Annotated in this window: 12 protein-coding genes; all 12 read left to right on the top strand. The window is 40.6% G+C overall.

Features of this window, described 5'->3' with window-relative positions; all coding sequences use genetic code 11:
• Positions 1–13: 13 nt before the first annotated feature.
• The 12 genes from FTU46_RS11125 (at position 14) to galE (ending at position 15879) form a co-directional block, all read left to right on the top strand.
• Positions 14–1387, top strand: a complete 1374-nt coding sequence (locus FTU46_RS11125) for a phenylacetate--CoA ligase family protein (protein WP_180104992.1) — start codon at positions 14–16, stop codon at positions 1385–1387.
• On the top strand, positions 1384–3522 hold the full coding sequence (locus FTU46_RS11120) for a bi-domain-containing oxidoreductase (protein WP_180104991.1): 2139 nt from the start codon (positions 1384–1386) through the stop codon (positions 3520–3522). Before FTU46_RS11125 ends, FTU46_RS11120 begins: the two co-directional genes overlap by 4 nt.
• Positions 3519–5327 carry a heparinase II/III family protein gene (locus tag FTU46_RS11115; RefSeq protein WP_180104990.1) on the top strand — a complete coding sequence of 603 codons (1809 nt, stop codon included), beginning with the start codon at positions 3519–3521 and terminating at the stop codon, positions 5325–5327. The genes FTU46_RS11120 and FTU46_RS11115 overlap by 4 nt, the downstream gene beginning before the upstream one ends.
• Positions 5324–6535 (top strand): glycosyltransferase family 4 protein, encoded by a 1212-nt coding sequence (locus FTU46_RS11110; protein WP_180104989.1) that lies wholly within the window; start codon positions 5324–5326, stop codon positions 6533–6535. Before FTU46_RS11115 ends, FTU46_RS11110 begins: the two co-directional genes overlap by 4 nt.
• A gap of 4 nt (positions 6536–6539) precedes the next feature.
• The gene (locus FTU46_RS11105; protein WP_180104988.1) at positions 6540–7151 is read left to right on the top strand and encodes a sugar transferase; all 612 of its coding nucleotides are present in this window, start codon (positions 6540–6542) and stop codon (positions 7149–7151) included.
• Entirely contained in the window at positions 7144–7800 is a 657-nt protein-coding gene (locus FTU46_RS11100; protein WP_180104987.1) for an acetyltransferase, read from the top strand. Before FTU46_RS11105 ends, FTU46_RS11100 begins: the two co-directional genes overlap by 8 nt.
• Before the next feature lie 31 nt (positions 7801–7831).
• Positions 7832–9001: a DegT/DnrJ/EryC1/StrS aminotransferase family protein gene (locus FTU46_RS11095; protein WP_180104986.1), complete on the top strand. Its 1170-nt coding sequence runs from the start codon at positions 7832–7834 to the stop codon at positions 8999–9001.
• A 135-nt stretch (positions 9002–9136) separates the two neighbouring features.
• A complete protein-coding gene (locus tag FTU46_RS11090; protein WP_180104985.1) occupies positions 9137–11011 on the top strand; it encodes a nucleoside-diphosphate sugar epimerase/dehydratase in 1875 nt (624 codons plus the stop codon).
• Between the two features lie 26 nt (positions 11012–11037).
• Complete coding sequence (gene galU, locus FTU46_RS11085; RefSeq protein WP_180025392.1) at positions 11038–11913, top strand: UTP--glucose-1-phosphate uridylyltransferase GalU; 876 nt, start codon at positions 11038–11040, stop codon at positions 11911–11913.
• Between the two features lie 15 nt (positions 11914–11928).
• Positions 11929–13185: a nucleotide sugar dehydrogenase gene (locus FTU46_RS11080; protein ID WP_180104984.1), complete on the top strand. Its 1257-nt coding sequence runs from the start codon at positions 11929–11931 to the stop codon at positions 13183–13185.
• Positions 13185–14840: a glucose-6-phosphate isomerase gene (gene pgi, locus FTU46_RS11075; protein ID WP_180104983.1), complete on the top strand. Its 1656-nt coding sequence runs from the start codon at positions 13185–13187 to the stop codon at positions 14838–14840. The genes FTU46_RS11080 and pgi overlap by 1 nt, the downstream gene beginning before the upstream one ends.
• Positions 14841–14862: 22 nt before the next feature.
• Entirely contained in the window at positions 14863–15879 is a 1017-nt protein-coding gene (galE, locus tag FTU46_RS11070) for a UDP-glucose 4-epimerase GalE (protein WP_180104982.1), read from the top strand.
• The last annotated feature ends 6 nt before the right edge of the window (positions 15880–15885 follow it).

The raw sequence follows: 15885 nt of genomic DNA, 5'->3' as shown, positions 1-15885 counted from the left end.
GATTTAAAGTAATATGAAGTTTTATAATTTTTATATTAATTCTCCTATATTTATTCAAAATTTTCTTTGTACACTTTATGGCTATAAAGAGTCTAAAGTTCGTTTTAATAAAGATTTTGATCGAAAATTAAAATTTCTTAATGAGTCACAGTATTATAGTCTTGATAATATTAAGATTTATAAGGAAAATAAATTAAAAGATATTTTATTAGGCTGCACTAACCATCCATTTTATAGAGATAAATTTTCATCTATTTCTGAAACAGCTATACTCAATAATCCTTTCCAAATTTTAAAAGATTTTCCGATTTTAAATAAGGAAGATATTCTAAAATTTGATATGAAAACTTTAGTAAATGAGAATAATCAAATTTATAGTACGAGTGGTACGACAGGTAAGGCATTAACTATCTGTAAGGATAAAGAAAGTATAGCTATGCAATGGGCTATTTGGATTCGTCATAGAAATAGATTTTCCATAAACTTTAAAGATATAAGTGTAAACTTTACCGGAAAACCTATTGTCAGTGAAAGTCAAAAGGAGCCTCCTTATTGGAGATATAATGCTTTCCAAAAACAATATCTTATCAGTTCTAAGCATATAAATGAACAAAATATAGAAGTTATAGTAGATTTTCTTAACTCTATTCACCCAAAATTTTATTCAGGTTACCCTAGTATTATATCTGATTTATCAAGATTAGCACTTTCAAAAGGATTAGTGTTAAAGAATAAACCTGATGTTATATTTTGTGGCGCGGAAAATTTATTAGACTATCAAGCAGATTCTATAAATAAATGGACGAATGCAACTATAACTGATCAATATGGTCTAACTGAAGGAAATTGTAATTTTTCCAAATGTGAACATGGTTTTTATCACGAAGACTTCGAGTTTTGTCATATTGAATTAGCTGACCAAGAGATTCTAAGTGACGGTTCAATTAAAGGAAGATTAATTGGAACGGCTTTTTATAATAAAGCTATGCCTTTAATTCGTTATAATACTGGAGATATTGCTATTTTTGCCCCACCAAACTTTAAGTGTGCATGTGGAAGAGAGAGCCAGGTTATATTGTCAGTTGAAGGACGTCAGGATGACTATCTTATTACACCTGATGGACGCCGTGTGATGCGTTGTGGGTATCTATTTAGAGATACTTTTGAAGCATTAGAAGTCCAGATTGTTCAAGAAAAATATGGTGAAGTTATATTTAATGCAGTCCTCTCAGGTTTGGGTGAAAGGACTGACTTTGAAAGAAAAGTTTCAGATTTATTCAAAGAGTATATTTCTGCAGAAATGAGCTTGATTTTTAAATATCCAGACTCTATCCAGAAATCCTCAACTGGTAAATTTAAAGCAATTTTAAATAGGATTAATAAATGAAACAAATCCTTCAGGATATGGCAAAAGGCGGTACAACCGTAACAGAAGCACCAGTACCACAGTGCTCTAAAGGGCATTTACTTATTTCTACCACTACTTCGCTTATTTCAGCGGGCACAGAGCGAATGTTGGTCGGCTTTGGTAAAGCTTCTATGTTAGACAAAGCTCGCCAACAACCAGAAAAAGTAAAAATGGTACTTGAGAAAGTCCAGACAGATGGGCTGCTTACTACTTATGACGCAGTAAAGTCTAAACTGGCACAACCCTTACCACTTGGCTATTGTAATGTAGGTGTAGTTCATGAGGTTGGATTAGGGATAGAAGACTTTAAAGTCGGTGATCGTGTCGTTTCAAATGGTCCGCATGCAGACATGGTCAAAGTACCAAAAAACCTCTGTGCAAAAATACCCGACAATGTAACTGATGAAGCAGCTTCTTTTACAGTTGTTGCCAGTATTGGCTTGCAAGGTATTCGCTTGGCCCAACCAACTATAGGTGAAAGCTTTGTGGTTACAGGTGCAGGCTTAATTGGTTTGCTCACCATTCAAATGTTAAGAGCAAATGGCTGCCGTGTACTGGCGATTGACTTTGACCAAAGCAAACTCGAATTGGCTAAGCAGTTTGGTGCAGAAGTCTGTAACCCTGCCAAAGGTGAAGACCCTGTTGCTGCAGGTTTAGCATTTAGCCGTGGTGCAGGGGTAGATGGTGTCATTATTACTGCATCAACTAAAGTGAGTGATCCTGTTACACAAGCCGCACGTATGAGTCGCAAACGCGGACGTATTATTTTAGTTGGTGTAACAGGTTTAGAGTTAAATCGTGCAGACTTCTATGAAAAAGAACTCAGTTTCCAAGTTTCTTGTTCATATGGCCCAGGACGTTATGATGCTACCTATGAAGAAAAGGGTCAGGATTATCCTTTAGGTTTTGTGCGCTGGACAGAACAGCGCAACTTCGTTGCTGTACTGGATATGATGTCTGCAGGGACTTTAAATCTTGAACCTTTAATTACCCACCGATTCAAATTTGAAGATGCGCCGCAAGCATATGATGTATTGACGCAAGATAAGTCTGGTCTAGGCATTTTGCTGCAATATAACTCGCCAGTTGAAACGAGATTAGAAAAGCATGTCATTTTAAATCCAATTCATATTGAACCAAAAAATGCCGTAGTTGGTTTCATTGGTGCAGGAAACTATGCTTCACGCATACTGATCCCCGCCTTTAAAAAAGCCTCATCACAGCTGCATACAATTGTGACATCAGGCGGAATTAATGGTGTTATTCATGGCGAAAAAGCTGGGTTTGCTGAAGCTTCTACTGATATTGACGCATTGTTAAATAATAAAGATATTAATACAGTTGCTATTGCAACACGCCATAATAGCCATGCTTATTTTGTTGAAAAAGCTTTAGCCGCGAATAAGAATGTTTTTGTAGAAAAACCGATTGCACTGACGATTGCAGAAATTGAGAAAATTGAGCAAGTTTATAACAGAAATATTGAAAAAGATCAGTTTTCACGTGTAATGGTTGGGTTTAATCGCCGTTTTGCACCGCAAGTTCAAAAAATGAAGTCATTATTGAACAGTGTGAAAGAACCCAAAAGCTTTATTATGACGATGAATGCTGGTGCGATTCCTGCAGATCACTGGACTCAGGATAATACTGTTGGCGGCGGACGAATTATTGGTGAAGCATGCCACTTTATCGACTTAATGCGTTTCTTGGCTGGCTCAAAAATTGTTTCTGTACAGGCGCGCCGCATGGGTGATACAGATGCAGTTCAAGTATTAGAAGATAAAGCTTCTATTACTTTAGGTTTTGAAGATGGTTCGTTTGGCACTATTTTCTATTTGGCGAATGGCGCTTCAAATTTCCCTAAAGAGCGTGTAGAGGTATTTACAGCAGGGCGCGTACTGCAGCTGGATAATTTCAGAAAGCTTAAAGGCTTTGGCTGGCCTGGATTTAGTAAAATGAATCTATGGCGTCAAGATAAAGGGCAAGATGCATGTGCAGCTGCTTTTGTTGCGAGTATTCGTGACGGTAAAGAGGCTCCTATCCCAGCGGATGAAATTTTTGAAGTGGCTCGAATTACAATTCAGGCAACGGAAATTTTACGGTCGCAAGCATGAGTGTAAAAGTGAAAGCTCAAACAGCTTTAAGCCTAGGGCTCTTAAATTTATTCAGAGTATTTAAGTATCGTGCTGGTGTTAAAACTGGTTTAAACCCTGTGCAGAAAATTGCTGCACAGATGCCTTCAGGCTCTTTTTTTGCACACCCTCAACAGCAAGAAACAGTGTTTGAGCCTTCATATCAGCTTACAGCTTTTGGCTGGAAGTCTTATACCATAGGTCAGTATCCCAATTGGTTTTATAGCCCTTTAACAGAGGCTAATTTTGCCCATACTGCAAAATCCTGGTTTGAAATCCCTGACTTTGATGCCAATGTAGGGGATATTAAAGGCATCTGGGAGGCATCCCGTTTTGACTGGCTGCTTCACTTTGTTTTAAAACATCATGAAAGTCATGACCATGCTGAATTGGTTCAGCTTGATCAATGGTTGAATAACTGGTGTGAGAATAATTCTGCATACCTCGGCCCCAATTGGAAATGTGGTCAGGAAGCCTCTATCCGTATAATGCATTTGATCAGCGCGTTAATTGGTTTGGATCAATTGAAGTCACCATCGCAGAATGTGCTGGCACTTATAGAAATTCATTTAAAGCGAATTGCTCCTACGATTGATTATGCGATTGCACAAGATAATAATCATGGAACTTCAGAAGCGGCTGCCTTATTTATCGGTGGATCTTTACTGAATAGCTTAATTCCATCCAAGCAATATACAAAATGGGCAAAGATGGGGCGTAAATGGCTAGAAAACCGTGCGTCTAAGCTGATTATGGCTGATGGAGGGTTCAGTCAGTATTCAATCAATTACCACCGTGTAATGCTGGATTCTTACTGTTTAAGTGAAATTATCAGAAGAAAACTTAAACTGCCTGAGTTTTCCGCTTCTATGTACAGTCAATTGCATAAAGCTGCCGATTGGCTGTTTGTCTTGACACAGGAAAATGGCGATGTGCCAAATTTAGGCGCTAATGATGGCGCAAAATTGCTCCCTGTTTCGAATACAGACTATCGTGATTTCAGGCCGAGTGTGCAGCTGGCAAGTACTTTATTTGCTGGGCAGAGCTATTATACAGAAGCAGGCAGCTATGATCAGCCCTTAACATTCTTTGGTTTAGATAAAACATATCAGCCCGCTTTTGTTTCGCCGAATAAAAATAAATTTTTTAAGTCCAGCGGTTTAATTTCCGCTGAGCATGATAATTTTTTTATTGCTTTTAAACTGCCGGTATTCAAATTCAGGCCTAGCCAATGTGATGCTTTGCATTTGGATGTGTGGTGCAATGGCCAAAATATACTTAGAGACGGCGGTACATATAGTTATAATTCTACTGCTGAAGATCTAGATTATTTTAGCGGACCTGCCAGCCACAATACTGTTCAGTTTGACGGGCATTTGCAAATGCCAAGATTAAGCCGCTTTTTATTTGGCGCATGGCTGAAGCCATCAAACTTAGCATATTCAGAAGATAAATTTTCCTGCGGATATGCCGATTTTTGGGGATGCCAGCATCAAAGGCAGGTCAGTCTGCATCATAAAGAAATTATTGTTATAGACAGCGTGTCGGGATTTAAAGAATCGGCTGTTTTACGCTGGCGTCTGCAGCCTGGCTCATGGGAGCTGAACGGCGGCACACTTTCCAATGGCAGAATTTCAATCGAAATTAAAGCAAATACTGAGGCTGAAATTACACTTTCCTCTGGATTTGAGTCTCGTTACTACTATCAAAAGACTGTTTTGCCGGTGTTAGAAGTGAAGGTGAAGCATTCCTCAACAATAACTACGGTCATTAAAGAGATCTCATGAAAATTCTATATTTCCATCAGCACTTTTCTACTCCCAAAGGATCAGCAGGTATCCGCTCCTATGCTATGGCGCAGTCGCTGATTCGCAATGGTCATCAAGTAACGATGGTATGCGGCTCCTTTGGCGCTGGCCAGACTGGCTTAACACAGCCCTTTGATAAAGGCGTGCGTAAAGGAAATGTAGATGGCATTGATATTATTGAATTTGAATTACCTTACTCGAACAGCCTAAGTTTTTTAAAGCGGATTTTGATTTTTCTTAGTTTTGCTTTCAAATCGATCAAAGTAGCCTTGACCGAAAAATATGATGTGCTGTTTGCCACGACCACACCGCTCACTGCAGGTATTCCTGGCATTTTTGCAAAATGGCTTAGACGCAAGCCCTTTGTATTTGAAGTCCGTGATTTATGGCCCGAACTGCCTAAAGCGATGGGAGTCATTAAAAATCCGGTTGTCTTATGGATGATGTCAGTTCTTGAATGGATTTCATACCGTTCGGCTGACCGTTTGGTCGGTCTTTCGCCTGGTATTGTGGAAGGTATTGTCAAACGTGGTATTGATCCAAAAAAAGTGGCCTCTATTCCAAATGGTTGTGATTTAGATATTTTTGCCCAAGAACAACAGGCTTGGCGTCCTGAGCAGGTAAAAAATACTGATTTAATGGCAATTTTTACGGGAACACATGGCTTGGCAAATGGCTTGGATGCTGTAATTGATGTTGCTGTCGAGCTACAGAAAAGAGGTAGAGATGATATAAAATTAGTTTTGGTTGGAGATGGTATGCAGAAGAAACCTTTAGTGGCGCGTGCTCAGCAACTGAAATTAGCTAATATTGTTTTTCATGATCCCGTAAATAAAACTAAACTTGCTGGTTTAATGGCAAGTGCAGATATTGGTTTACAGATTTTAGCAAATGTCCCTGCATTTTATTATGGTACTTCTCCAAACAAGTTCTTTGATTATATTGCAGCTGGTTTGCCTGTGTTGAATAACTATCCTGGCTGGTTAGCGGAATTAATTCAACAAAAACATTGTGGTTTTGCTGTGCCACCTGAAAATCCTCAAGCTTTTGCCGATGCGTTGGAATATGCGGCAGATCATCGTGATGAGCTTGTTGTCATGGGAGAAAATGCACAGAATTTAGCTCGTTCTCAGTTTAACCGTCAGGAACTTTCACAAAAATTTTCTGATTGGGTTGCACAAGGATAAGACCATGCTAAAACGCCTCCTCGATATTATTATTGCCTCCATTGCCCTGATTTTACTGTCACCGTTGTATTTTTATGTGGCACATAAAGTGAAAAAAAATTTAGGTTCGCCGGTATTATTTCGTCAAGTGCGTCCAGGTTTAAATGGTAAGCCATTTGAAATGATCAAATTCCGCACCATGAAAGATGCTGTGGACGAGCAGGGTAAGCCATTGCCGGACAATGAGCGTTTAACACCTTTTGGCCAAATGCTGCGTTCTACCAGTCTGGATGAAATGCCGGAATTATGGAACGTGATTAAAGGCGATATGAGTATTGTCGGTCCACGCCCCCTGCTGATGGAATACCTGCCACTTTACAGCCCCGAACAGGCCAAACGCCATAATGTCCGTCCGGGCATGACCGGTCACGCGCAGGTCAATGGCCGCAATGCCATTGGCTGGGAAGAAAAATTCAAGCTGGATACCTGGTATGTTGAAAATCAATCAATTTGGCTTGATTTTAAAATTATGCTGAAGACAGTAAAAAAAGTTATTGCTAAAGATGATATTAATGAAGCTGGTGAAGTGACAATGACAAAATTTACTGGCACTAAGACGGATCATCATCATGATTGAAGTCTATGCAATTTATGGTGCATCTGGGTGTGGCCGAAGCTTGATGCCTGTGGCTCGCCAGCAATTACAGCGTCAGAATATAAATGCCGAAATCTATTTTATTGATGATAGCTTGATCGAAGAAATGACGGTTAATGGGCATACAGCCTTAAATTATGCAGCCTTTAAAGCTTTAAAGGCGGATAAAAAGACAGTTCTCATTGCGATTGCCAATAGTCAGATCCGTGAAAAAATAGCTAAAAAACTTGAACAAGATGCAATTGAGCTATGGACGGTTCAGGCAGATAATGTAGTGCTGATGGATGAGGTTGAAATTGCCGCAGGTGCCGCATTAAGCCCATTTGTTACGATTACTTCTAATATCAAAATTGGGAAGTGTTTCCACGCTAATTTATATAGCTATGTAGAACATGATTGTGTAATTGGCGACTATGTTACTTTTGCTCCTGGAGTAAAATGCAACGGCAATATTCATATTCAAGATCATGCTTATATTGGTGCAGGTGCTGTTATTAAGCAAGGCATACCAGACCGACCTTTGGTGATTGGTAAGGGCGCTGTGGTGGGAATGGGCGCAGTAGTAACTAAAAGTGTGCCACCAGGCGTGACAGTAGTTGGCAATCCAGCACGCATTTTAGAGAAAAAATAAGTTTTTAAAGTTTTGAAAATTAGGAAGTATCATGTTAAACACTGCATTTGAACCATGGCCAAGCTTTACGCAAGAAGAAGCCGATGCTGTCTCCCAAGTCTTGTTATCCAACAAAGTGAATTACTGGACTGGACAGGAATGCCGTGAATTTGAAAAAGAATTTGCTCAATTTGCTGGCACACAATATGCAGTAGCATTGGCGAATGGTACCGTAGCTTTGGATGTAGCCTTGAAAGCCTTGGGAATCGGTGCGGGTGATGATGTGATTGTGACTTCACGTACTTTCCTTGCATCTGCTAGTTCCATTGTGACAGCTGGGGCAAATCCGATTTTTGCCGATGTGGAAATGGACTCGCAAAATATCTCACGTCGTACGATTGAAGCAGTTTTAACGCCTAATACCAAAGCGATTATTTGTGTGCATCTCGCTGGCTGGATGTGTGATATGGATCCAATCATGCAATTGGCAAAAGAAAAAGGCCTGTATGTGATTGAAGATTGTGCCCAAGCCCATGGTGCCAAGTACAAAGGCAAATCTGCAGGTTCAATAGGACATATTGGTGCGTGGTCGTTCTGTCAGGACAAAATTATGACCACAGGTGGCGAAGGAGGAATGGTCACTACCAATGATGAAAACTTATGGAAAAAAATGTGGTCTTATAAAGATCATGGTAAAAACTTTGACAGTATATATAACAAACAGCATCCACCGGGATTCCGCTGGTTACATGACTCTTTTGGTACGAACTGGCGCATGATGGAAATGCAGGCTGTGATTGGACGAATTCAATTGAAAAAGATGTCCGAATGGACAGCACAGCGTAATGCAAATATGGAAAAAATTTATGCTGTATTTGCAGATAGTCCATATTTTACAGTTCATCGTCCATCAGATGTTTATGTACATGCTGCTTATAAATGCTATGTACAAGTTAATACTGATGCTTTACCAGAAGGCTGGTCACGTGACCGAATCATGACTGAAATTAATGCCGAAGGTGTACCATGTTTTAGTGGGTCTTGTTCAGAAGTCTACTTGGAGCATGCTTTTGATGACACGCCATGGCGTCCGAAAGAACGTTTAAAGAATGCTCAAAAACTGGGTGAAACCAGTCTAATGTTCCTCGTGCATCCAACGTTAACAGAAAATAATATTCAAACAACTAAAGATGTTATTCAGCAGGTGATTAGTCGCATATAATTCTCTAGGATTCAATCATGTAAAGTGTATCTTTATAGGTACACTTTAAACATTTATCCAAGTTTTTACCTCAATTCTCTCTAATATTTAATATGAGGTAAAAATTTATAAATAATTATTGAGAAGACACAGCAAGTGAAATCTATCATTCTACCTTTAGTTGAATCTCCACGTGCGGCTAAACAGATATTTCTAGTTATTTTGGACTTCTGCATATTTCCCGTCCTGATCTGGCTTTGCTATGCCATTCGTCAATTCGATCTGGGTGCAGAAGTCGTTCCCAATATTCCTTTTGGTACAGTTTGGGTCAGTGCCATTGCCGTATTGGCTTTATTTGTTTGTGGTGTTTATCGTTTTATTGTTCGTACTTTTAATGAATTTTTTATTGTTAAATTAGGGCTAGCGACTGTTCTGGCAGTCATTGGTTTGTATTTGCTTGCGTATGCGACCCATGCGTTCATTCCTACTTCTATTCCTTTGATGTTTGGCTTCATGATGTTTACCTGGGTCTGGTTTAGTCGGGGATTGATCCGCTTTATTGTTCGTTCTTACTTATATGCAGGAGTATCGAAAAAACGGATTGCGATTTACGGTGCAGGTTATGCGGGACAGCAGGTTGCAGCAACTTTAAATCGTTCTAATGAACATTTACCAGTCATGTTTATTGATGATAATCCTTCATTGAGCGGTCAGAATATTGGGGGAATTCAAGTTTATGCGCCAGAAACTGCATTAAAATCTTTTACCAAACTACGTATTGATGAAATTCTGATTGCTCTTCCTTCAGTGGGACGTATCCGCAAAAGCGAGATTGTAAAATTCTTGGAACCTGCACATTTAAAAATTACTGAAATTCCAGGGCTGACTAAACTGGTCAATGGTGAAATTCGAGTTTCTGATATTCAGGAAGTTGATATTATTGATCTACTGGGGCGTGATCCAGTTCCTCCTGTAGCAGAACTACTAGAAAAAAATATCAAAGATAAAGTCGTGATGGTTACAGGGGCAGGAGGCTCCATTGGCTCAGAGCTATGTCGTCAAATTATTAAAAATCAACCGGTAAAACTTATTATCTATGAGCTGACAGAGTTTGCTTTATATAGTATCGATAAAGAGTTACGTCTCAGTGCCAGCTGTGAAATTATTCCGATTCTAGGTTCGGTAGTGGATGAAAGTAAACTGGAACGGGTCATTGAGCAATATAGCGTTCAAACTGTCTATCATGCTGCTGCTTATAAGCATGTTCCTTTAGTAGAATGTAATCCATTGGCCGGCTTGAAAAATAATGCGGTAGGGACTGCCTTTAGTGTCAATGCAGCAGTCAAAAAAGGCGTCGAGACCTTTGTGCTAATTTCGACTGACAAAGCAGTACGTCCGACCAATGTCATGGGTGCGACCAAACGTATGGCAGAGCTTTATTGTCAGGCCATGGCTGAAGCACAGAATCAAACCCAAATTAGTATTGTACGTTTCGGGAATGTCTTAGGTTCATCGGGTTCAGTTGTGCCATTGTTTAAACAACAGATTGCCAAAGGTGGACCTATTACCGTCACTGACCCTGAAGTGACACGTTTCTTTATGACAATTCCTGAAGCTTCGCAGTTGGTGATTCAGGCAGGTGCTTTAGGCACAGGTGGAGATGTATTCCTGCTCGATATGGGTGAACCGGTAAGAATCCAGGACCTTGCTCGTCAAATGATTTCACTGAGTGGCTTAAAGGTGAAAGACAGTCAAAATCCCGATGGTGACATTGAAATTCAATATACAGGACTGCGTCCAGGCGAAAAACTGTATGAAGAGCTGTTAATTGACCAGGAAAATACAGAGATTACTTCACATAAGCGAATTTTAAGATCAGTAGAAAAGCATTATCCTTTAGCTGAAATTCTGGAAGTATTTAATCGTATGCATGTGCTGACAGCGACTCAGAGTGATGTGGACTGGGCGTTAATGCAGCTTGAACATTATGTCGATGGTTATCAGCGTGGTCAGGAAATTAAAGTAAATTAAAGTTGGAAATAATTAGGTTGAATAACATGATTAAAAAGGCAATTCTCCCTGTCGCAGGACTTGGCACACGTTTTTTACCAGCCAGCAAATCCATTCCCAAAGAAATGGTGACGGTAGTTGACCGCCCAGCAATTGAATATGTGGTAAAAGAGGCGATTGCAGCTGGAATTGAACAAATTATTCTGGTGACGCATTCTTCCAAAGCATCGATTGAAAATTACTTTGACCGTAACTTTGAACTTGAAACTACACTTGAGCAAAAAAATAAAACCGATTTGCTTAAAGAAGTTACTGAAATTTTACCCCCACATGTTAGTGTGATTAGCGTACGTCAGCCACAACCTTTAGGCCTGGGTCATGCGGTACTTTGTGCTAAAGCTGTGATTGGTGATGATGACTTTGCTGTCCTGTTACCCGACGTTCTGGTTAAGGATCAAGATACTCAAAATGACCTGTCTCGTATGATTCAACGTTATGAACAGTCTCGTGCATCACAAATCATGGTTGAGGCAGTTCCTGATCATCTGGTTGATCAATATGGGATTGTGGATGTGCCTGCTTCGCCTGCGGAAGGTGAAAGTACGGTGATGCAAGGGATTGTGGAAAAGCCGGCGATTGGTACTGCACCGTCGAATTTATCTGTGGTAGGTCGTTATATCCTTCCGGCAAAGATTATGCATTTACTGGAGCAGACACCAAAAGGGGCAGGTAATGAAATCCAGCTAACTGATGCGATTGCACTATTGCAGCAAACAGAAGTTGTCGAAGCTTATCGGATGAAGGGTCAAACCTTTGATTGTGGTAGCAAGCTCGGCTATCTTAAGGCTGTATTACATTATGGCGTAGATCATCCTAAACTCGGTGCAGAGTTTAAAGCATTGATTCAGGAACTCGCCTTATAATAAAAAAGGGATATTATGAAAGTCGCAGTATTAGGAAAAACCTTATTCTCAGGGGTTATTTCAGCTCTATTGGCTGAATGTGGCCATCAGGTCGTATGGTGTAATAGCTTCAATACAGGTGAGCCTGCTCGAACTTACTTTCAGGATGAATCCTTACAACTATTATTACAAAAACAGGAAGAATCCGGTTTTTTAAACTGTTGTGATTTTCAGCATCTGAATTTTAATCAGGATGTCTTTTTCTTTAGTTTTAATGCGACAGAAGAGCAGCTGGCATTTAAGATGTTAAATACCATTCATCATGCCTGCTTTGCACACCCTAAACTGATGATTAATGCATCCACCTTTGGTTTGCATGGTACAGCGCGATTCCAGCAACTTTTACCGAATGATGACTGGGTCTATCTTCCAGATATTATTCAGGAAGGAAATGCTATTCGCAGTTTCGTTCAAGCCACTCAACTGATTGTGGGTTGCGATCAACCTGATGTACAGCTCAAAGTTAGAGAGTTGTTACGTCCCTTGTTCCCTCGTGCCCAACAATATCTGTTTATGCCTATTCTGGATGCAGAATTTACCAAGCTGAGTATTTCCGGCATGTTGGCTACCCGGATCAGTTATATGAATGATCTGGCAAGTGTCGCTGAAAAACTGGGAATTGATATTGAGCAAGTCCGTCAGGGTATGGCGGCAGATAATCGTATTGGTTCAGCTTATTTATTTCCAGGTGTGGGCTTTGGTGGAGAAAACTTTTCTCATGATATCCGGACGCTGACTCACGCCGTGGCGGATTCAGGGGTAAAAAACCAGTTACTGGAACAGGTTTGGGATATCAATGAGCAACAGAAAGAATTGTTATTCCGAAAGCTATGGAATTATTTCCGTGGAGATCTGCAAGGGAAAACAGTCGCCATCTGGGGAGCTGCATTTAAGGAAAATACTCCAAGTATCCAGCAATCTCCGGTACATGCCATGTTGGCAGCATTGTGGGCCCAAGGTGCGACAGTAAAATTGCATGATCCACAGGCTTTGACCAATATTGAACAGATTTATGGTCAACGTACTGATTTAATCTTATGTGAAGACCAGTATCAGGCGGTAGAAGATGCAGATGCATTGTGTTTAATCACGGCCTGGAAACAGTATGGTAGCCCGGATTATGCTTATCTCAGCAAGTTAATGCAGCATCCTTTGATTCTGGATGGACGTAATCTCTATGACCCTGCTTATATCAAGTCACGCGGTTTTAACTATATTGGGGTGGGACGTTGATGTTAGACCAGCTTAAATCAGACCAGAATAGCAATAATGCTTATAAAAAGCTGAATTCTGTAAAAGAACAATTAAAATCGATCCATTTACGCCAACTCTTTGCAGTAGATCCTGAACGGTTTAACCAATACTCGGTACAATTTGAGGAGGTAGTTTTTGACTATAGCAAACATAGAGTCAATCATGATGCTGTGCAGCATCTGATTGAATGGGCAGAGACACAAAATCTAAGATCCTGGATCGGGTCTTTATTTTCCACTCAGACGATTAACTATACTGAACAACGTGCAGCCATGCACTGGGCCTTACGTTTGCCGAAAGAGGACCAGCAGCATGAAGAACTGGCAGCTGAAGTTCATGCTCAGCTAGACCGTATGTATGCTTTGGTCGAGCAGATTCATGCCGGACAACGCCGTGGCGCTACCGGTGAAGTCATTCAGGATGTAGTGAATATCGGGGTGGGGGGATCTGACTTAGGACCATTAATGGTTAGTCATGCGCTCTCGGATTTCAAATATCAATCTGCCAAACCTTTGAATGTGCATTTTGTTTCGACGATGGATGGTAGTCAGCTGTCTGAACTGCTACACCAGCTACGTCCGGAAACTACGCTTTTTATTATTTCTTCCAAGTCATTTGGAACGATTGATACCTTATCCAATGCTCAAACAGTGCGTTTATGGCTGGAAAAATCTTTAGGCCAGCATCCTTCTATTGTTAAACATCATTTTATTGGGGTATCCACTAAACCTGAAAAAATGACAGCCTGGGGAATTGCACCCGAAAATCAGCTGTTGTTATGGGATTGGGTCGGTGGGCGTTATTCTCTCTGGTCGTGTATTGGTTTGCCGATTGCACTCAGTATTGGAGTGGACGGTTTTAAACAACTGCTTGCTGGTGCTTATGCCGTGGATCAGCATTTCCAGTACAAGCCTCTGGAACAGAATATTCCAGTATTAATGGGCTTACTGGGTGCCTGGAATACGAATTTTCTGGATATTCAGACCCATGCCATCTTGCCTTATGATGGACGTCTGAAATATTTCGCGTCTTATTTGCAGCAACTGGAAATGGAGTCCAATGGTAAGTCCATTCAGCGCAACGGTGAAAAAGTACAGCTCGACACTTGTCCAATTATTTGGGGCGAAGTTGGACCAAACGCCCAACATGCCTTCTACCAGCTGTTACATCAAGGTACTCAAGCAGTCAGCTGCGATTTTATCGCCCCAGTGAAGCGTTATAACAGTCAACAATATACCTACGTCGATAATGCTGATGCTTTGATCGAACAGCATCATTTGGCTTTATCTAACTGTCTGGCACAATCACGATTATTGGCATTTGGTAATGATGCCTTGGATCAAACTGAATTGCAGGGTTTACCAGCTTATAAACAATATGAGGGTAATCAGCCGAGCAGCACTATTTTATTACAGGAGTTAAATCCTTATAGTCTGGGAATGCTGATTGCCTTGTATGAGCATAAAGTTTTTGTGCAGTCGGTGCTTTGGAATATTAATCCATTTGACCAATGGGGCGTAGAAAAAGGTAAGGAAATTGCCAATCAGTTATTGCCTATACTGAATGGTGAGCAAACTGATATTAGCGGTTTAGATGGTTCAACCCAGGGTTTGATTAAAATCCTGACAGCTTGATTAAAATTATAACAGGAAAGACATGGCTAAAATTTTAGTGACGGGTGGAGCAGGGTATATTGGTTCACATACCTGCTTGGAACTATTAAATACGGGGCATGACGTCGTAGTATTGGATAATTTATCCAATAGTTCAGTTGAGTCTTTAAATCGTGTCCAGCAGTTGGCTCAAAAAAGCCTGAAATTTGTAGAAGGTGATATTCGGGACAGTCAGATCCTAGACCAAATATTCCAGGAAAATACCATTGATGCGGTGATTCATTTTGCTGGTTTAAAAGCAGTTGGTGAAAGTCAACAAATTCCATTAGCTTATTTTGATAATAATATTTCCGGTTCAATTAGCCTGGTACAGGCCATGGAGCGTGCTGGAGTCTTCTGTCTGGTCTTCAGTTCTTCAGCCACTGTCTATGGGGAGCTCAATCCTTCACCTTATCAGGAGGATATGCCTTTAGGAATGCCAACCAATAACTATGGCTACACCAAAATGGTGGTTGAACAGTTATTGGAGAAGACCGCTCAAGCCAATTCACAGTGGTCGATTGCCTTGCTGCGCTATTTTAATCCGGTAGGTGCACATAAAAGTGGCCAGATCGGAGAAGATCCACAAGGTATTCCGAATAACCTGATGCCATTTGTTACACAGGTGGCGGTAGGGCGACGTGAAAAGTTGTCGATTTTTGGTCATGATTATCCGACTGAAGATGGGACATGTGAGCGGGATTTCATTCATGTTGTCGATCTGGCCAAAGCACATGTATTGGCGATTCAGAATCGTTTGCAACAAACGGGTTGTCGTGCCTGGAATATCGGTACAGGAAAGCCTATTTCAGTACTGGCAATTAAGAATACCTTTGAGCAAGTAAATGGAATAAATATTGCATTTGAATATGCACCAAGGCGAGCTGGTGATTTGGCCAGCTTCTATGCAGATAGCCGCCGTGCGACAGAGGAACTTGGATGGACGGCAGCTTATACTCTCGAGGATATGCTAGCTGATAGTTGGAACTGGCAAAAGCAGAATCCCCATGGATATGGATAATAAAAT

Source organism: Acinetobacter sp. YH12108 (genome assembly GCF_013419055.1).
Taxonomy (GTDB): Bacteria; Pseudomonadota; Gammaproteobacteria; order Pseudomonadales; family Moraxellaceae; genus Acinetobacter.
Note: the sequence above shows the minus strand (reverse complement) of the source record. Positions and strands in the feature narration are given on the sequence as shown.